Here is an 18,555-nt window from a genome sequence, read left to right as displayed (position 1 = left end):
AAAGGCTGCGTCTAATGCGCAGCCTTTTTAAATAGTTTATCATCATAAAGAAATATATAGTTGGGGGAGATTTTTTGGTTCAAGTACATACATGTCAGAATGGTGTTCGTATTGTGTCGGAGCAAATTAACCATGTAAGATCTGTTGCTTTAGGTATTTTTGTAAATGCGGGTTCACGCTATGAACTACCTGAAGAGAACGGTATTACACATTTTATAGAGCATATGTTGTTTAAAGGAACACCAAGTCGTTCAGCTCGTCAAATTGCGGAAGAATTTGATCGGATAGGTGGAGAATTAAATGCTTTCACATCTAAGGAAAATACGTGTTATTATGCAAAAGTTTTAGATCATCATGCAGAGCTAGCAGTCTCTATTTTGGCTGATATGTTTTTTAATTCTACATTTGCAGAAGAAGAACTAGAAAAAGAACGACAAGTCGTATTAGAGGAAATTTTAATGAGCGAAGATGCTCCGGATGATGATGTGCATGAAAAGCTGTGGAGTGTTATGTATCCCAATGATGCACTGGGCCGTCCGATATTGGGCAGTGCAGCTACATTAAAGACATTTACTGCAGAGGCGATTCGCCATTATATGGCCAAACATTACGGTCCAGAGTCAGTGGTGATTTCCATTGCGGGCAATATTTCACCTCAACTCATGGCAACGATTGAACAATTATTTGGACAATATCAGCCTTCCGCAGTTGCGATTGCGCCTGTGCTGACAAATCCTTCATTTCATCCTGGAGAAATTTCGAAAATCCGAGATACTGAGCAAGCACATTTAGCTATATCCTATCCGGCTATTGGTGTAAAGGACCCTGATATGTATAGCTTTATTGCGTTAAATAATATTATTGGTGGTAATATGAGCTCACGATTGTTTCAAGAGGTGCGTGAAGAAAGAGGTCTAGCTTATTCTATTTTCTCTTACCAATCCTGTTATGCAGATGTTGGGGCATTCACCATTTATGGCAGTACTAGCCGTCAGCAATTATCACAGCTACAACATACTATTGATGCTACTTTACTCGATATTGTCGCAGGTGGTGTCACAGAAGAAGAGCTTGATAATGCAAAAGAGCAGCTGAAAGGTAGCTTTGTTCTAGGGTTGGAGGGAACTGGCGCACGTATGAATCGAAATGGTACGAGTGAGCTTGTTCATCGTAAACATCGTACAGTAGACGAGGTACTGGCGTCTATAGAGGCTGTATCCATGGACTCAGTGGATCGATTGATTGCTAAAATTTTGAAAGCAGAGCCGGCCATTTCAATTATTGGACCAAGCGAATAAAATACCTCATCGTATAGTCTTAAAGGAGGTGTCTCAAATGATTATTGAGACACCTCCTTTTTATTTATATTATCAATTAGGCATTGTAATTATCAATTAACTTTGATAGTATAATTGATATTGAAAATCATTTTCATTTACACGGAGGAAATAGTAGATATGAAAAAATGGCTATATGTTAGTACATTCGCATTATCATTAGCACTGGTTGGCTGTGCAGACCAAGAAGAGAAAGTTGCAGACAAAGAAATTCAAAAGGAAGAAGTAGCAAAGCAAGATGAAGCTGCTGATACTTCGACAGTCAAAAAAGAGGAATTTCAAGATGGTGTTGATGAAGAAGCCTTTCAGAAGGCATTAGCAAGCTTTCCTACAACCGTTCCAGAAAAAATTGTGACGACATCAGTTCCTTTAACAGAAATGCTACATCTTTTGGAGATCACACCAGTGGGAGTACCAACATCGACAAATCCGATACCATCAGACTTTGATTCGATTACAAAAATTGGTTCACCTATGTCACCAGATTTAGAAGTTATTTCGAGTTTACAAACAGATTTGATTCTTGGCGCTTCTTCTCTACAAAGCTCATTAGATCAAGCACTACAGGGAATGAATCTTCCAACAGCTTATTTACCAACAGATTCGTATGATGACTTAAAATTAAGTTTTAAGGTGCTAGGTACATACTTTGATAAGGAAGACAAAGTAAATGAAATCTTGCAAAATCTTATAGCAAAAGAAAAAGAGCTGGAAGAGCAAGCACAAGGAAAAGAACTACCATCTGTTATGCTGGTTATCGGAACATCTGATTCCTTTATGGTAATGAACGACAAATCCTATTTAGGAAGCTTAGTCGAAAGATTGGGAGCAGATAATATTGCGAAATCAGTATTAAAAGCAGAATCTACTTATTCACCAATGAATTTAGAAGATATTGTTGTAGCAGATCCAGATATTGTGTTTGTCTTAGCGTCTGGCGATCATGGAGCGAATGAAGATAAATTTAAACAAGAAATTGAAAAAAATAGTGCTTGGCAACAATTATCAGCATACAAAAATGACAAAATCTATATGCTTGATTACAGTATTTTCGGTGTCACATCTATTACAAATGCTGAGACAGCACTAACAACAATTGCAGATTATTTCTATAAATAAGTTCGTGAGGTAGAGGTATGATTCTTACAGCAAGAAGTCGCATGATTATTATCACGACATTTGTGGTAACCATATTAGCCGCAGTAATAGCAATAGGATTAGGTAGTGTCCATATTTCTATACCTGATATTTTATCGACCCTTATCAATGGTCGTGGTCAAGAGGGTGTGTATACAACGATTATATGGGATATCCGCCTTCCCCGCGTGTTACTAGCTTTAATTATTGGCGCAAGTATAGCTATATCAGGGGCTTTACTACAGGCAGTCATGGGAAATCCATTAGCAGATCCGGGTTTAACAGGGGTAACAAGTGGTGCTGCAGCATTTGTATTGATAATCCTTTTAGCAAATCCAGAATTAACTCATTTAATTCCTATCGCCGCCTTTGTTGGTGGTTTAATTGCCGCAGCAATTGTCTATGCACTCGCCTGGAGACGGACAGGCATTACCCCAATCACCATTATTTTATCAGGGGTTGCAGTAAATGCTTTATGTGGGGGCGTCATTGGATTTTTGTCGATTTTATATAGTGATCGTCTACCATCGGCAGTACAATGGATGAATGGTAGTCTCGCTGCAAAAGGAAATGCATCGCTGCATATGATTTATTTGTACGCCATTATAGGCTGGATACTATCCATATTTGCGATTCGCAAAGCTAACATTATCCGTTTGGGCGATCAGGTCGCTACTAATTTAGGGGAAAGTGTAACACGTATTCGTATTATGCTATCAATATTAGCTGTCTTTTTAGCAGCGATATCTGTTGCTGCAGTGGGAATGATCAGCTTTGTTGGATTAATTGTACCTCATATGGCGAGATTATTAGTTGGTTCTGATTATAAATACATGTTGCCTATGAGTATGGCCTTGGGGGCGATTGTTTTATTGGTTGCCGATACGGGCGGACGTACATTATTTGCACCACTTGATATTCCGGCGGGTATTTTAATGGCGGTAATCGGTGGACCTTACTTCTTATACTTAATGAGAAAGAGGGCGTTTTAATGTTAAAAATTGAACAGCTATCCATCAGCTATGAACAAAAGGAAGTTGTCCATAATTTTTCATTTGAAGTGGAACAAGGCGAGATTCTATCGATTATTGGACCGAATGGCTCTGGTAAATCAACGATATTAAAGGCGATTGCACGGATGCAGCCGTACAGTGATGGGAATATCCTGTTTGAAGGAGAAAATATGCGTCGACTATCCTCAAAGGAAATTGCACGCAAAATGTGTATGCTGAGTCAGCAAAACCAAGCACCGAGCGATATTTCTGTCAAAAGTTTAGTGGCCTATGGTCGATATCCGCATAAAAAGTGGTTTGAACGCCTGAATGCAGAGGATGAGGCAATTATTGATTGGGCATTGGAAAAAACCTATCTCTCCCAATATAAAGAAAAACCAATAGCCGCTTTGTCTGGTGGTGAGGCACAGCGAGCATGGATTGCGATGGCTTTGGCACAACGGCCACAAGTCTTATTATTGGATGAGCCCACGACCTTTTTAGATATTGCTCATCAGCATGAAGTGCTAGAATTAGTACGGGAGCTTAATCGTGATATGGGTATGACAGTTGTGATGGTGCTTCATGATTTGAACCAAGCCTCTAGTTACAGCGATAAAATCGTCGTTGTAAAGGATGGTAACCGAGCACAAATAGGGACACCGGATGAAGTTATGACTGAACAAATGATCCAACAAATATATCGTATGGAAGCTGAAATTCAATATGTATCTTGGGATAATGCTCCGAGAATTCAATTAAAAAATACGGTAAGAGTATAGGGGGAAATAATATGCCAAAAGCAATTGATATTGAACAAGTAAAACAAGATTATGAAAACTTTATACAAAGTAAAAAAAACTGTGTGTTAAGCTTCGTGAATGGGGAAGGTAAGCCTTTTAGTAGTACTACGCCTTTTGTGCGACTCAACGGAAAGTTTTATGTTTATATTAGCCAAGTAGCAGAGCATTACCAACTCATGGATCAATCCGAAGTGGTTGATTTAATATGTGTAGCAGATGAGGCTGTAACAGCCAATCCATTTGCTCCAGAGCGAGCACGTTGGCAATGTATGCCGAAAAAATTAGGTAATGAAGGTCATGAGGATATATTTGCGACATTCGATCAACTGTTTAATGCAAAAATGATGGAGTTGTTGCGCTCACTTGATTTTTATTTATTCGAACTAACGCCAATAGAGGGGCGTTATGTTGTTGGATTTGGGAAAGCCTTTACGATTGATATTGCCAATGATACATTAATTCATGTAGTTGTAGATAAAAAATAGGTTGCCTTAAGGGCAGCCTATTTTTTTGACTGTTAAAATATTTCTCGTGTCATCAATAAATGAAGACATTTTTGAAAAACTAACCAGCTACTAAAGATACTTATAAGCGTAGGGATTAACAAGATGAAAAGATTCCCTGCTACTAGTGATAAATAAAAATGAACAACTGAATTAAGAGCTATAATTAGCACTGTAGCTGTAAGCATCCGTAAAGATCGCATTTTCTCCGTTTCCTCGAGCTGTTGAATATAAAATTGACTAGAAAGAAGAAAAAAAGAGCTACTGATAAAACCAAAATACATGGCAAAATGCCCAATAAAATTTGTAGACGCTTCAGTCTGTGAAAAGTACAATGGTGCAATTAAGATAAAGAGACTTGCAACAAAGGCATAGCAAAAAAGGAAATCCGACTGTAATTGGACTTTCTTTGAAAGAGGCAAGCTATTAACATAAACTTCCCATTTTACTTGACGATCCCCTTTATATAAATTTTCAACGAGGTTAGCGGAAACAACTACAACAAATAGACAAATGGATGGGCTATCTAAATAAGGCAAGCGTATGAAATAAAGAACGAAACAGATAGTGATTGCAAAAAGGATAGTCCATCTTTGTACGATAAATCTTTGTACTAATAAGGCACGCATGGAATCACCCCTAGAATTCTTTTCGTTTATAGATTTCTGTAGAAATGAGTGAGGATAGCCACAGTAACAGAAGTCCAGCGAAAGGTGTAAAATAGATTAATTGCTTTAAATCTAAAAATGTCATAATCATTGTGGGTATATCCCCTTTAAACATCCCCATTAAAAAGCCAGGGATAAGACAAAGTGCAATCAGAACCATTCTTCCTTTTAGAGAGCCATATTTAATATAAATAGGTAAAAAAACGGCTAAAAGACAAAGGGCCGATGTTACAATCATCATAAACGTGAGGAAAAATTGAGCAGTCATCTCATTACTGCTCAATTGATGAATAAGAAAAATGATTGGTAGAGCAATGACAAGACCGATTAGCATTAATAACACGCTTAGTAAGTATTTACTAAGCACAATATCAGCTTTCGTAATTGGAAAGGTATTAGCGTACTTATCCCAGTTGCATTGTTCATCATACGCAAGGGCAGTAATGGCTTGAATGGTAACAATAAAAACAATAACAGCTAAAAGCATAGAAGTTTCTCGCATAAGAATAGCCATAATAAGGAGAAAAAGTATGACAAATAATTGTGACTTCATTTGACGCTGAATGGTCATAAAATCTTTTACTAGTAAACCAATCATAATCAAACACACCCTTTCACGAAAAATAGCATAATATCTTCGATAGAGGGTCTTTCAAGTTTAAAAATCTCATTTACTTCCTTTTTAAGTACTAATGCCTCGATTCCAAATACGCCATTGCGCTTTCTTATAATCGCATGCTCAGGTAATTCGTTTACCTCCTCAAGACTTCCTTTGAAAATGCCATACTCATATAAAAGGGCATCTTTACTTTCACTCAATAAAATTTCTCCATTATGAATAAGGGTGATATGGTCGGCTATTTTTTCTAAATCACTTGTAATATGGGAAGAAAAAAGAATACTGTGTGTTTCATCCTGCATAAATGCTAAAAATAAATCTAAAATTTCATCGCGAATAATGGGGTCCAAACCACTTGTTGGTTCATCTAAAATTAAGAGCTTCGGATGATGGGACAATGCTAATGCAATTGATAGCTTCATCCTCATGCCTCGCGATAGTTCCTTGATTTTTTTCTTCTTTGGTACGTTAAATTGAGCTAATCGTTCGAAGTAATAGTCTGTATCCCATGTTTTAAATACCTTTTTCATAATTTTGTCGAGCTGAGTAGCAGTCAGCGTTTCGGATACGTGTAATTCGTCAAAAACCACGCCAATGTCCTTTTTTATCGATTGCTCATGTTCGACATGATCTTTATTAAAAAGTAATATATCGCCGTATTCTTTTTTTACTAAATTAAGCATGCATTTAATCGTTGTCGATTTTCCAGCTCCATTTTCTCCAACAAAGCCCATTACTGTTCCTTGAGGTACTGAAAAACTTACATCTTTTAGTGAAAAACCTTCAAATCCTTTATGTAAGTCATGAATTTCAATAGCATTCATCTTAATGATCCCCCTCTAACATTAAAGTGACTAAATCTTGTAATTCTTCATTTGATAGACCAGCTGTTTTCGCTAATTTTACGGCTTTCAGTACATGTTCCTCTACTTGTCGCAAGAGCTCCTCACGCAGGAAATCCTGGTTACGTTCCGTTACAAAGCTTCCCTTCCCAGCGACTGTTTCAATAAAGCCATCCCGTTCTAAATCGGCATAGGCTCGTTTAGTAGTCATTACGCTTATTTTTAAATCTTTAGCTAAAGCACGAATGGATGGTAGGGCATCACCTGCTTGCAATTTATTAGCTAGAATGGCTTCTTTGAGCTGGATGGTGATTTGCTCATATATGGGCTTATCACTGGCATTGCTTAAATGGATATGCAAAATCCTCACCTCTTATAACTGTATATATACACAATACACAGTTTGGAGCGGAAATGCAATATATTCCTACTTTTGGTAGGGGGCACGATTTACAAAAACTCGGCATATATTGAGGTAACGGCTCAAGGAGGGAGATGAGGAATGCTACTATCTGAGATGGTGGATAAAGAGTTAATTCAAATTGAGGGTGGTGTACATTTTGGCATCCTGGCTCATACAGAATGCCTATTAGATGTGCAAACAGGAAAAATACATGGTTTTGAGATTGTCAAAGATAAATTACCTTTCCAAAAAAAGAAAATGAAGGTTAGTGAAATGATACCTTGGCACGAAATTATATTAATTGGTGAAGATCGAATTTTATTTAACAAGACATCTACAGTACAGTCAGAATATTTACAGTGAGGTGAGCTTTTGGAAAACGAAAAATGGCTCGTTATCGGTGAGGACTCCAGATTAAAAGAACTAGCAACAATGTTAAGAAGTCCATCGAGAACAGTGTTTTATAAAAGAACGACAGTTTGGAACGAGGAGTTAAATAAACTTGTTTTAGAATTTCAACCAAATAAAATTATTCTACCTATCCTGCCTTTAAAAATAGAAGTAGAACAGCTATATGGTATATCACAGGTTAAATTCTATACAGGTCGTTTAACGATGCACTGGAAGCATCTGCTAGAAAAAAATGAATCCCTTTGCTATTTGCAACAAGAATCGTTTATTTGGCAAAATGCTAGATTAACAGCAGAGGGGTTTATCGCCACGTTTTACGGACTCGAGCAAAAATGTATTTACGGACAAAACTTTACAATCGCAGGTTTCGGACGTATCGCAAAAATGCTCGCTTCTTTACTAGTTAAAATGGGGGCAAATGTTCATATTGTTGCACGTTCGGTTGTACAAGTGAGTGAAGCTAAAGCATATGGCTATAAAGCTACGGACTTAGATGATCGTTTATGGTCAATTAATGAAGGTACATTTATTAATACCATTCCAGCTAAATGGATTACAGAATCGTTTAAAGATCATGTTCCAGCAGTTTTATATGATTTAGCCTCAGAGCCAGGCTGTTTGGATATAGATGCTGAGCAACTGCAAACATATGTACTGTTGCCATCATTGCCTGGGAAATACTTTGCACATGATGCTGCTGAAATTCTGTGCAAGGCCATAGAGGAGGAAGAAAATTGTTAACGGGGAAACGAATTGGCCTAGGTATTACAGCCTCTCATTGTACGTATGAAGATGTCATACCTAAAATTCAAAATTTTATGGATGTTGGTGCAACAGTTATACCAATCATTACCCATTCCGTTTTACATGCAGCTACACGCTTTGGTACAGGGGAGGAATGGATTGCAAAAATAGAAGCTTTAACTGGAGAAAAAGTTATTTCTTCTATAAAAGAAGCGGAGCCATTTGGTCCATCCAATCCACTGGATGCAATGGTAATCGCTCCAATGACAGGTAATAGTATTAGTAAGTTTGCCAATGCGGCCACAGATAGCCCTGTTCTTATGGCAGCAAAGGCAACTTTACGTAATGGATCACCTGTAGTGTTAGGAATTTCAACAAATGATGCACTGGGCTTAAATGGAATAAATATAATGAAGTTGTTAAATGCCAAAAATATTTATTTTATCCCATTTGGTCAGGACTCTCCTCACTCCAAACCAAATTCTCTAATTGCTGATTTTGACCAAATGGTAGATACTGTTCATGCAGCAATTACGCAGAAAAAGCAATTACAACCGCTGTTGATACAATATTTCAAATAAATCATAGATTACACACAATTTTCAGTATTTTTGTGATACAATAGCACACATTATGGAACTTGTATTCAAGGAGAGATGACAGATGACAAAGCAGTTAACAGTTGCGGTTGTTGGAGCAACAGGAGCAGTAGGATCAAAAATGATGGAGCAATTAATCAAACGTAAATTTCCAATAGGGAACATTAAATTTCTAGCATCTGCACGTTCAGCAGGAAAATCAATCGAGTTTAATGGTCAAACATATACAATTGAAGAAGCGACACCTGAAGCTTTTGAAGGCGTCAATGTCGCTTTATTCTCAGCTGGTGGTTCAGTATCAGCTGTGCTTGCACCCGAAGCAGCAAAGCGTGGTGCGGTAGTTATTGACAATACGAGCCATTTCCGAATGGATCCAGAGGTACCACTTGTTGTACCTGAAGTGAATCGAGGCGATCTGGCGAAGCATAAAGGGATTATTGCAAATCCAAACTGCTCGACAATTCAAATGGTAGCTGCACTTGAGCCAATTCGTAAAGCATTTGGATTAACAAAAGTGCTTGTTTCAACGTATCAGGCGGTTTCAGGTGCAGGTATTTCTGCTATTGAAGAATTAAAAACACAAAGCGCAAACTGGGAAGCCGGTAGGGATGTAGAAGCAAATATTTTACCATCTGGTAGTGATAAACGCCATTACCCAATCGCTCGTAATGTCATTCCACAAATTGATAAATTCACAGATAACGGATTTACATACGAAGAAATGAAAATGATTAATGAGACGAAAAAAATTATGCATGCACCAGAGCTAAAAGTTGCTGCTACTTGCGTTCGTGTGCCGGTCGTTTCAGGTCACTCAGAGTCTGTTTATATTGAGGTAGAGAAAGAAACATCAATCCAAGAGATTTTTGACGTATTACGCAATGCACCAGGTATAGTATTACAAGATGATATTGCAACACAAACTTACCCAATGCCTATTTATGCAGAAGGGGAAGACGCTACTTTTGTAGGACGTATCCGTCAAGATTTAGACAACAAAAAAGGATTCCATCTATGGATCGTTTCTGACAATCTATTAAAAGGCGCTGCATTAAACTCTATCCAAATTGCAGAAGCAATGCTTGAGGATAACTTACTATAAGAGGGGTGTAAGGATGAATTTAGGTCGAATTGGAACGGCTATGATTACGCCGTTTAAAGATGATGGCACGATAAATTATCCAGAATTAGAACGTATTATTAATCATTTGATCGACAATGGTACAGATTGTATTGTTGCTTGTGGTACGACTTCTGAAAATCCTACAATGTCTACTGAAGAAAAAATAGAGGTTGTTCGTTTTACAGTAGAAAAGGTAGCTGGTCGTGTGCCAGTTATTGCTGGTACAGGGGACAATGAAACAGCATACTCTATAGCCATGACCCATAAAGCAGAAGAAAATGGAGCAGATGGCATCATGCTTGTAGCTCCTTACTACAATAAACCAAATCAACGTGGGATCTTTGCTCACTTTGAAACGATTGCTAAACAAACGAGTCTACCAGTTATGCTCTATAATGTCCCTGGGCGTACTGGTGTGAATGTGGCCTATGAAACTTCTGTTGCATTAAGTAAGATTCCTAACATTGCTTGGATTAAAGAAGCAAGCGGCAATTTGGATCAGATGGGTGATGTTATTGAAAATGTTGATCCAGATGATGATTTCTTAGTGTATAGCGGAGATGATGGCCTAACATTGCCACTAATGGCGATTGGCGGGGCAGGCATTATTTCCGTCGCTGCTCATGTAGTAGGCAATGATATGCAATTAATGATTAAAGCGTTTGAAGAAGGAAATCATAAGCTAGCAGCTAAAATTCACCGAGCATTATTACCTCTTGTACGCGCGCTGTTCGCTCAACCAAACCCTTCACCTATTAAATATGCAATGACAAAACTAGGCTTTGATACACTCAATGTTCGCTTGCCAATGATGGAAATGACCGATGAAGAGAAGGCTAACTTTGATAACATTTGGGATACGTATCAAGAAAAAGCGAGAAGTTTTAGATAAATAAAAACGAGGCAGATCATTCAAATCAGTCTCGCGGACTGTAGACGAACTCAATGAATTTTGAGTTGGCTACAGTCTTTTTTCTTTTACCATAAGATAAAAAAAGTAAAGCCGTTGATTTCCACTATGTGCGGGGTCGATCTGCTTCCCTCACTTTGTAGCTGCTTTGCTTTCGCACAGAAAATATCCGCTCAGTCCAGAATCTCGACTTTCCCGCAATTCACTCCACTCAATTTCTACATAAAGAACTTCTTATTCATTTAAAGTTATGAGGTGGTCAACCATGATGACGGAAAATCAAATCAATGAACGTGAACAATTTGAACTAGCTTAATTGCTTGTACGCTAGGAATATGCCCCTTCGATTGATCAATGAATTCCCAAAGATCATTTCGTGCGAAAACTAAAAGCTGCTATAGATTTTTTATTTAGATATCCTCTAAAAAATTGTCCATGCAGGCGATGCTTGCTTTGGCTGCCATGAATTTAAAGAAACTGGCTATTTGGACATGGCAAGTAACTTAATAGAGCAACTTTGCTCGAAGCGTATGTGGATATAGGCAGTGATTTACCAAATATTGAAGGTGCAAGAGGAAGAAAAGTATAGAGAGTGAACTTCTCGATGGACTTTTTCAACAGCCTGCGAGGCTGATCATTCAAATCGGCTTCCTTTTTATTTCAGAAATCCATAACTTCTCATCCTCAAAAATACTTTAATGACTCTATTTCGATAAGGATTCCAATATCTGTCTTTCCATCTGCTAGCAATAAGGAAAAGATAAGAAAATATATTTCTGTTGTGAAACATGTATTTTTAATTTGTGCAAAAGCTTAGCAAACCGTATAATAAATGTTAAGTGGTTGCTGTTCGGGATATTTTTTAGGAGGAAATAAATTGACAAAAAAGAAAAATGAACTGATTCGAATCATCCCTCTTGGGGGTGTGGGCGAAATTGGAAAAGCAATGTACGTAGTAGAAATTGATGAAGAGCTATTTGTAGTAGATAGCGGCTTAATGTTCCCAGAGGACGAGATGCTAGGCATCGATATCGTGATCCCTGACATTACGTACTTAGAAGAAAATAAAGAGCGTGTGAAAGGTATATTCTTAACACACGGACATGAAGATGCAATTGGCTCGATTGCCTATGTATTGCAAAAAATAAAGGCACCAGTGTACGGCTCAAAATTAACAATTGCTCTAGCAAAGGAACATTTGAAAGAATTACCTGCACCACATCAGGTAAAGTTTTTTGAAGTAACAAACCGTAGTCGTATGAATTTCAACTCAACGTATGTAACATTCTTCCACACAACACATAGTATTCCCGATTCGTTAGGGGTAGTGTTCCATACATCTGAAGGCGCGATTGTTCATACAGGAGAGTTCAAATTCGATCAATCAGCGACAGGTAAATTTAAACCTGATTTAGCAAAAATGGCCCAGTTAGGGGAAGACGGCGTCTTTATTCTATTATCTGAGTCTTGCGAAGCTGAACGACCAGGTTATACAACATCGGAAATTGTCATTGAAGAACAATTATCAAAAACATTCCATTCAGCACCAGGTCGTATTTTAGTAGCTGTTTATGCATCGAATTTTATCCGAATTCAACAAGTATTTGCTCAAGCTCAAAAATCATTCCGTAAAGTAGTGATTGTCGGGAAGCCATTAGAGAAGGCTGTAGATTTAGGTGTACAGCTTGGCTATTTAACAGTCGAAGAAGATACGATTATTCCAATTTCAGAAATGCAAAAATATCAAGACGATGAAATTATCATTATTACAACAGGCAATAAAGGGGAGCCTTTAGATGCTCTAGAAAAAATCGTACGTAAGCATCACCGTGACATTAAAATTAAGCAAGGTGATACAGTTTTAATTACATTTACACCTTCTCCTGGTATGGAAGTGCAAATGGCTAATACGATGAACTCCATTTCTAAAGCAGGGGCTGAAATTCTAACTTCTAGCAAAAATGTGCACGTATCAGGTCATGGTAGTCAAGAAGATTTAAAGCTTATGTTAAATTTAATGCAGCCAAAGTATTTTATTCCTGTTCAAGGGGAATATCGTATGCTGATTGCCCACTCTAAATTAGCTCAACAGCTAGGCATGCAAAAATCCCAAATATTTATCGCTGATAAAGGGGATATTGTTGAATATAAAAATAATAAGATGCGCATGAGTGGACGTGTACAAGCTGGTAACGTCTTAATTGATGGGATCGGTGTTGGCGATGTGGGGAATATTGTTCTTCGTGATCGTAAATTATTATCACAGGATGGTATTTTCATTGTGGTCGTGACCTTAAATCGTGCCCAAAAGAAAATTGCGTCTGGTCCAGAAATTTTATCACGCGGTTTTGTATATGTTCGTGAATCAGAAGAGTTAATGGTTGAGGCATCGGACATCGCAAGGACTGTCATTGAAAAATATGTAGGGAAAGATACATTTGAATGGACGAATATTAAGCAAGAAATTCGTGACACTTTAAATACGTACCTATTCCAGAAAACAAAGCGTCGTCCAATGATTATCCCAATTATTATGGAATATTAATACAAATGACTCATCGTCAAGGCTTTGAGGAAAAGTAAATGGAAAAGGATTTTCTCCCAATTGCGGTGGAAAATCCTTTTTTTGAAATGTTCGAGTTCTACATGGTATGATTCGCTACATATATAAAATGGATTGCAGAAGAAGGTGATAGAAATGGCGGTTAGTAAAAGAAAAAAGGCTACTAAAAGCAAAGCAACAACAGAAAAAAAAGAAATGTCTCCACTTATGTATGAAATTCTAGGACTGCTCTTAATTGCGCTTGCGGTCATCATGATTTTTGAATATGGTATGATCGGGCGTACGCTACAAACATTCGCAATGTTTCTATTAGGAAATTTACATTTTGCGGTTCCATTTATGCTAATATTTGTTGCGTTATTAATGATGATTGGTCGAAAAAAAGTCGGTATGAAAGACCGCTTAATTCTAGGTATGCTCCTCATTATTATGAGCTTAACCATCTTTAGTCATGGCATATTATTTGAACAATTATCAAAATCAGGTGGCTTATTATCTGATTCGGTTCTCCGTGAATCATGGCGAATTCTCATCAATACCGAGGGGATTATTCATCGCAGTAATGCACTAGGTGGTGGAATGATTGGTGCTCTTTTATTTAGTGGTCTTCACGTTCTATTTGAAGCATCAGGGGCAAGAGTCGTTGCTTGGGTTATTTTCTTTATCGGCTTGATTTTGGTTACTGGAAAAGCATTAGTGCCATATTTGGCAGAGAAAATGCCAGATTTATTTGGTAAATGGAAAAAGAAACATCGAGATAAGAAAAAAAATGCACCTAAAAAGCCAAGCAATCGTCGTTCTAGAGCAGAAAGTGTGGACGAGATTGCAGCGGTCAATCAAACTACGGATATGCCTGAGCAAGAAGAAGAAGAAATACATCATGAGCCTATTATTTCTGCATTTACCCAAAATGTATCTCAGGAAAGAACTATATTTGATCAGACAGAAATAGTGGACAATGAACACGATGAAGCTATGGATGAGGTCCATATTCAAGGGACAGATACTGTAGAAAATGCAGACTACCAGCTTCCATCTTATAATCTATTACAATTACCACCACAACATGACCAAAGTGGAGAATATTCCGTCATCCAGGCGAACGCCAAAAAGCTTGAACAAACATTGCAAAGCTTTGGCGTAAAGGCAAAGGTCACACAAGTTCATTTAGGACCAGCCGTTACAAAATATGAAATTTTACCTGATATTGGTGTCAAGGTAAGTAAAATTGTCAATCTGCAAGATGATCTAGCATTAGCGCTGGCTGCCAAGGATATTCGTATGGAGGCACCAATCCCTGGGAAATCCGCCATTGGTATTGAAGTGCCAAATAGTGAGGTAGCCATTGTTACTTTACGAGAGGTATTAGAATCGAAGGATGGCGCTAAGCCAGAAGCATTGTTGCAGGTAGCATTTGGACGAGATATTACGGGACAAGCAGTGCTAGCAGAGCTCAATAAAATGCCGCATTTACTAGTAGCGGGTTCAACGGGTAGTGGGAAAAGTGTCTGTATAAATGGCATAGTAGTATCCATACTAATGCGTACAAAACCACATGAAGTAAAGCTTATGATGATTGACCCGAAAATGGTGGAGTTAAACGTTTATAACGGTATTCCCCATTTATTGGCGCCTGTTGTGACCGATGCACGAAAAGCTTCTCAAGCCTTGAAAAAAGTTGTTTCTGAAATGGAACGTCGATATGACCTGTTTTCACATACTGGAACACGAAATATTGAAGGCTATAATAATCATGTACAAAAGGTCAATGAACAGACAGATGAAAAGCATCCTAAGCTACCTTATATTGTAGTCATTGTAGATGAGTTAGCAGATTTGATGATGGTCGCATCTAGTGATGTGGAGGATTCAATTACCCGTTTAGCCCAAATGGCACGTGCAGCGGGAATCCATTTGATTATTGCAACGCAAAGACCAAGTGTAGATGTTTTAACAGGTGTCATTAAAGCTAATATTCCATCCCGAATTGCTTTTGCAGTTTCTTCAGCTATTGATTCGAGAACGATTTTAGATATGGGTGGAGCAGAACGATTACTTGGTCGCGGAGATATGTTATTTTTACCAGCCGGTGCATCGAAACCAAAACGGGTACAAGGAGCCTTTTTATCGGATCAAGAGGTTGAGGCTGTTGTGAATTTTGTTATAGAACAGCAAAAGGCTCAGTATCAAGAGGAGATGATTCCTACTGAAGAAGAAACGATTTTAGAGGAAACCGATGAATTATATGACGAAGCTGTACAATTAGTGGTAAGTATGCAAACAGCATCTGTCTCCATGCTTCAGCGTCGCTTCCGAATAGGATATTCAAGGGCAGCACGTATTGTTGATCAGATGGAACAACGCGGTATTGTCGGGCCTCCTGAGGGCAGTAAACCTCGTCAGGTGCTTATTCATCAATACGACAATTAAACATTAAGTGGATGGTCCTTTCTGTATATTTGTCCATTTATTTGCAACGAATTTGAAGAAAGAATGAATTCTATAACAGATTTTATTTAAAACTGTTTATTTCATTCTGCAAAAATGTTATATTTATGAACGATTAGTAGGAATGTTGTACATCAGATGTCTGATCTCTGATTTTGGTGGTGATATATGTGACTATTAAAGCAGATCATCGTCATCTCTATCTTCAAGTAATCGATCGTTTAAAATCTGACATTGAGGCTGGCATTTTTAAAGAAAATGAAAAGCTGCCTTCAGAATTTGAATTATCGAAATCACTCGGAGTCAGTCGAGCAACACTTAGAGAGGCACTTCGACTGTTGGAAGAGGAAAATGTGATTGTGCGCCGACACGGGGTTGGGACTTTTGTCAACCCTAAGCCGTTGTTTACATCAGGCATCGAGCATTTATCGAGCATTTCTTCTATGATCGAGGCAGCGGGTATGGAGCCTGGTTCGCGTTTTTTAAAAGCGGCCGAGCACATCCCTTCTGAGGAAGATTTAAAACGCTTCCAATGTGATGGCGACGATAAAATACTCACAATTGAACGTGTCAGAACAGCGGACGGTGAGCCCGTAGTTTACTGTATAGACAAGCTACCCGCAAGCTTCCTGCCTACTGACTTTGTCGAAAAAAAAGAAGTTTCACTGTTCTCTGCTCTTGAGCAATCTGGAAAAATCCATGTGGCCTATGCGGTTACGTACATTGATCCAGTTGGGTATCATGAACAAGCTTCACCGATTTTAAACTGTGGACGTGAAACAGCTCTTTTAGTGTTAAAGCAGTTGCATTACGATGACCATGATCAAGTAGTGCTCTATTCAAAAAATTATTTCCGAGCTGATAAATTCAGCTTCCATGTAGTTCGTAAACGGGTGTAGAACATTTCTAAATTTTTTTCCTGCTAATTACAATACCTTTGGGGGGTTAATTAAATGAAAAAACGTAAATTTGGTTTAGTATTAACATCAGTATTAGCGGCAAGTGCAATTTTAGGTGCTTGTGGTACAAAAGACGAAAAGCCTGCAAAAGAAAATGATAACGCTTCAGGTGGAGAAACATCAGAAGAATCATTTTCAGTAGCAATGGTTACTGACGTAGGTGGCGTTGATGACAAATCATTCAACCAATCTGCATGGGAAGGTGTTCAAGCTTACGGAAAAGAACACGGTCTTAAAAAAGGTGATGGTGGTTTCGACTACCTACAATCAGCTTCAGATGCTGACTATGAAACAAACTTAAACAACTTAGTGCGTCGTGACTTTAACTTAGTTTATGGTATCGGTTTCATGATGGCTGATGCAATCGATGCAGTAGCAGCTGAAAATCCAGACAATCACTTTGCGTTGATTGATGCTGAAGTGAAAGCAGACAACGTAGTAAACGTACTGTTCAAAGAGCAAGAAGGTGCTTTCTTAGCTGGTGTTGCTGCAGCTAAAATGTCTAAATCAGGTAAAATCGGCTTCGTAGGTGGCGTAGATATTCCAGTTATTAACCGCTTCCACGCTGGTTTTGTTGAAGGCGCTAAAGCAGTAAATCCAGATATCGACATCCAAGTAAAATACACTGGTGCATTTGATAAAGCAGATCTAGGAAAAATCACTGCTAACAGCATGTACTCTTCAGGTGTAGATGTCATCTTCCACGCTGCTGGTGCAACTGGTAATGGTGTATTCTCTGAAGCAAAAGAACGTAAAGCAAAAGATCCGAATGCAGATGTATGGGTTATCGGTGTAGATGCTGACCAATACGAAGAAGGTAAAGTAGACGATAAAACAAACGTAACTTTAACTTCTATGTTAAAAGGAGTTAACACAGCAGTAGTAGATATTTCAAACAGAGCGAAAAAAGGTGACTTCCCTGGTGGAGAAACACTTGTTTATGGTTTAGCTGAAGATGGAGTTAAACTTGCGGATTCTCGCGGTGCAATTCCAGAAGATGTACAAAAAGTAATCGATGAATATAAAGAAAAAATTGCTAAGGGTGAAATCGAAGTTCCAGAAAAAGTGGAAAAATAATTCATCTTTTGATCATCATAAGGGACTTTTAAGAAGGACCTTATGATGATTTTTCAATCTATCGTTATATTTAGATTATTCGCAATTCTCTATTTAACTAGATTTATATGAACCTTTTAGAGGTAGTATTAAGATTTTGATAATGATGGTAACAAGTTAATAGAAGAAAGGTTTCTAACGATGACCTTTCCTGTATTAATTTAGCAAAACACCTACCTCTATAGGTGGGATTATATCAGTAAATAAAAGATAGCCTTTGGTAACGAAAGCGGTCTAAAGAATTAGAGAACTGTAGCAAAAAAGCTCTAACGGTCATCTAGTTTATGTATATTTCGAATACTGGATGTATTGCTAATCTGTGCCATCAGTCATAGTAGAGGCAGATACTAAACGCTAAGGCGAAATTACTTTATAAAA

General features: G+C 38.0%; 18 protein-coding genes. 14 read left to right on the top strand and 4 right to left on the bottom strand.

The features are described 5' to 3' along the window. Positions 1–74 precede the first annotated feature (74 nt). The 5 genes from C9J29_RS00975 (at position 75) to C9J29_RS00955 (ending at position 4,754) form a co-directional block, all read left to right on the top strand. On the top strand, positions 75–1,298 hold the full coding sequence (locus C9J29_RS00975; protein WP_090001022.1) for a M16 family metallopeptidase: 1,224 nt from the start codon (positions 75–77) through the stop codon (positions 1,296–1,298). Positions 1,299–1,457: 159 nt separating this feature from the next. Continuing rightward, complete coding sequence (locus C9J29_RS00970; RefSeq protein ID WP_090001024.1) at positions 1,458–2,456, top strand: ABC transporter substrate-binding protein; 999 nt, start codon at positions 1,458–1,460, stop codon at positions 2,454–2,456. Between the two features lie 17 nt (positions 2,457–2,473). Beyond that, positions 2,474–3,466, top strand: a complete 993-nt coding sequence (locus C9J29_RS00965; protein ID WP_008178967.1) for a FecCD family ABC transporter permease — start codon at positions 2,474–2,476, stop codon at positions 3,464–3,466. Continuing rightward, entirely contained in the window at positions 3,466–4,248 is a 783-nt protein-coding gene (locus tag C9J29_RS00960) for an ABC transporter ATP-binding protein (RefSeq protein ID WP_089985355.1), read from the top strand. The genes C9J29_RS00965 and C9J29_RS00960 overlap by 1 nt, the downstream gene beginning before the upstream one ends. A gap of 11 nt (positions 4,249–4,259) precedes the next feature. Continuing rightward, a complete protein-coding gene (locus tag C9J29_RS00955; RefSeq protein WP_107921506.1) occupies positions 4,260–4,754 on the top strand; it encodes a pyridoxamine 5'-phosphate oxidase family protein in 495 nt (164 codons plus the stop codon). 32 nt (positions 4,755–4,786) lie between these two features. On the opposite strand, the gene C9J29_RS00950 is transcribed toward C9J29_RS00955, so the two are convergent. From C9J29_RS00950 to C9J29_RS00935, 4 genes are read right to left on the bottom strand one after another with little or no spacing between them, the layout of a single operon-like run. Further along, the gene (locus C9J29_RS00950) at positions 4,787–5,401 is read right to left on the bottom strand and encodes an ABC-2 transporter permease (protein WP_090001029.1); all 615 of its coding nucleotides are present in this window, start codon (positions 5,399–5,401) and stop codon (positions 4,787–4,789) included. Between the two features lie 10 nt (positions 5,402–5,411). Further along, the gene (locus C9J29_RS00945; protein WP_090001031.1) at positions 5,412–6,038 is read right to left on the bottom strand and encodes an ABC-2 transporter permease; all 627 of its coding nucleotides are present in this window, start codon (positions 6,036–6,038) and stop codon (positions 5,412–5,414) included. 2 nt (positions 6,039–6,040) lie between these two features. Further along, positions 6,041–6,883: an ABC transporter ATP-binding protein gene (locus tag C9J29_RS00940; protein ID WP_107921505.1), complete on the bottom strand. Its 843-nt coding sequence runs from the start codon at positions 6,881–6,883 to the stop codon at positions 6,041–6,043. A 1-nt stretch (position 6,884) separates the two neighbouring features. Further along, positions 6,885–7,262, bottom strand: a complete 378-nt coding sequence (locus C9J29_RS00935) for a GntR family transcriptional regulator (protein WP_008178959.1) — start codon at positions 7,260–7,262, stop codon at positions 6,885–6,887. A gap of 141 nt (positions 7,263–7,403) precedes the next feature. On the opposite strand from C9J29_RS00935, the gene C9J29_RS00930 reads away from it, so the two are divergent. The 9 genes from C9J29_RS00930 to C9J29_RS00890 all read left to right on the top strand — a co-directional run bounded on the left by C9J29_RS00930 (position 7,404) and on the right by C9J29_RS00890 (position 18,138). Beyond that, the gene (locus tag C9J29_RS00930; protein ID WP_004224966.1) at positions 7,404–7,667 is read left to right on the top strand and encodes a YlmC/YmxH family sporulation protein; all 264 of its coding nucleotides are present in this window, start codon (positions 7,404–7,406) and stop codon (positions 7,665–7,667) included. A gap of 9 nt (positions 7,668–7,676) precedes the next feature. Then, entirely contained in the window at positions 7,677–8,456 is a 780-nt protein-coding gene (locus C9J29_RS00925) for an NAD(P)-dependent oxidoreductase (protein ID WP_008178957.1), read from the top strand. Beyond that, positions 8,450–9,040 carry a dipicolinate synthase subunit B gene (locus C9J29_RS00920; protein ID WP_008178956.1) on the top strand — a complete coding sequence of 197 codons (591 nt, stop codon included), beginning with the start codon at positions 8,450–8,452 and terminating at the stop codon, positions 9,038–9,040. The genes C9J29_RS00925 and C9J29_RS00920 overlap by 7 nt, the downstream gene beginning before the upstream one ends. 82 nt (positions 9,041–9,122) lie before the next feature. Continuing rightward, entirely contained in the window at positions 9,123–10,160 is a 1,038-nt protein-coding gene (locus C9J29_RS00915; RefSeq protein WP_036124081.1) for an aspartate-semialdehyde dehydrogenase, read from the top strand. Between the two features lie 13 nt (positions 10,161–10,173). Further along, on the top strand, positions 10,174–11,073 hold the full coding sequence (gene dapA, locus C9J29_RS00910) for a 4-hydroxy-tetrahydrodipicolinate synthase (RefSeq protein WP_008178954.1): 900 nt from the start codon (positions 10,174–10,176) through the stop codon (positions 11,071–11,073). A gap of 895 nt (positions 11,074–11,968) precedes the next feature. Beyond that, a complete protein-coding gene (locus tag C9J29_RS00905) occupies positions 11,969–13,636 on the top strand; it encodes a ribonuclease J (protein WP_012293318.1) in 1,668 nt (555 codons plus the stop codon). 153 nt (positions 13,637–13,789) lie between these two features. Further along, the gene (locus tag C9J29_RS00900; RefSeq protein WP_090001035.1) at positions 13,790–16,084 is read left to right on the top strand and encodes an FtsK/SpoIIIE family DNA translocase; all 2,295 of its coding nucleotides are present in this window, start codon (positions 13,790–13,792) and stop codon (positions 16,082–16,084) included. A gap of 188 nt (positions 16,085–16,272) precedes the next feature. Beyond that, positions 16,273–17,001 carry a GntR family transcriptional regulator gene (locus C9J29_RS00895; RefSeq protein ID WP_008178950.1) on the top strand — a complete coding sequence of 243 codons (729 nt, stop codon included), beginning with the start codon at positions 16,273–16,275 and terminating at the stop codon, positions 16,999–17,001. Positions 17,002–17,055: 54 nt separating this feature from the next. Beyond that, a complete protein-coding gene (locus C9J29_RS00890; RefSeq protein WP_008178948.1) occupies positions 17,056–18,138 on the top strand; it encodes a BMP family lipoprotein in 1,083 nt (360 codons plus the stop codon). Positions 18,139–18,555: the final 417 nt, after the last annotated feature.

This window comes from Lysinibacillus fusiformis, from assembly GCF_003049525.1.
Taxonomy (GTDB): domain Bacteria; phylum Bacillota; class Bacilli; order Bacillales_A; family Planococcaceae; genus Lysinibacillus; species Lysinibacillus fusiformis.
Note: the sequence above shows the minus strand (reverse complement) of the source record. Positions and strands in the feature narration are given on the sequence as shown.

Coding starts and splice junctions, on each gene's coding strand:
- C9J29_RS00970 (WP_090001024.1), top strand. CDS start 1,458: ATGAAAAAATGGCTATATGTTAGTACATTCGCATTATCATTAGCACTG.
- C9J29_RS00965 (WP_008178967.1), top strand. CDS start 2,474: ATGATTCTTACAGCAAGAAGTCGCATGATTATTATCACGACATTTGTG.
- C9J29_RS00960 (WP_089985355.1), top strand. CDS start 3,466: ATGTTAAAAATTGAACAGCTATCCATCAGCTATGAACAAAAGGAAGTT.
- C9J29_RS00955 (WP_107921506.1), top strand. CDS start 4,260: ATGCCAAAAGCAATTGATATTGAACAAGTAAAACAAGATTATGAAAAC.
- C9J29_RS00950 (WP_090001029.1), bottom strand. CDS start 5,401: ATGCGTGCCTTATTAGTACAAAGATTTATCGTACAAAGATGGACTATC.
- C9J29_RS00945 (WP_090001031.1), bottom strand. CDS start 6,038: ATGATTGGTTTACTAGTAAAAGATTTTATGACCATTCAGCGTCAAATG.
- C9J29_RS00940 (WP_107921505.1), bottom strand. CDS start 6,883: ATGAATGCTATTGAAATTCATGACTTACATAAAGGATTTGAAGGTTTT.
- C9J29_RS00930 (WP_004224966.1), top strand. CDS start 7,404: ATGCTACTATCTGAGATGGTGGATAAAGAGTTAATTCAAATTGAGGGT.
- C9J29_RS00915 (WP_036124081.1), top strand. CDS start 9,123: ATGACAAAGCAGTTAACAGTTGCGGTTGTTGGAGCAACAGGAGCAGTA.
- dapA (WP_008178954.1), top strand. CDS start 10,174: ATGAATTTAGGTCGAATTGGAACGGCTATGATTACGCCGTTTAAAGAT.
- C9J29_RS00900 (WP_090001035.1), top strand. CDS start 13,790: ATGGCGGTTAGTAAAAGAAAAAAGGCTACTAAAAGCAAAGCAACAACA.
- C9J29_RS00890 (WP_008178948.1), top strand. CDS start 17,056: ATGAAAAAACGTAAATTTGGTTTAGTATTAACATCAGTATTAGCGGCA.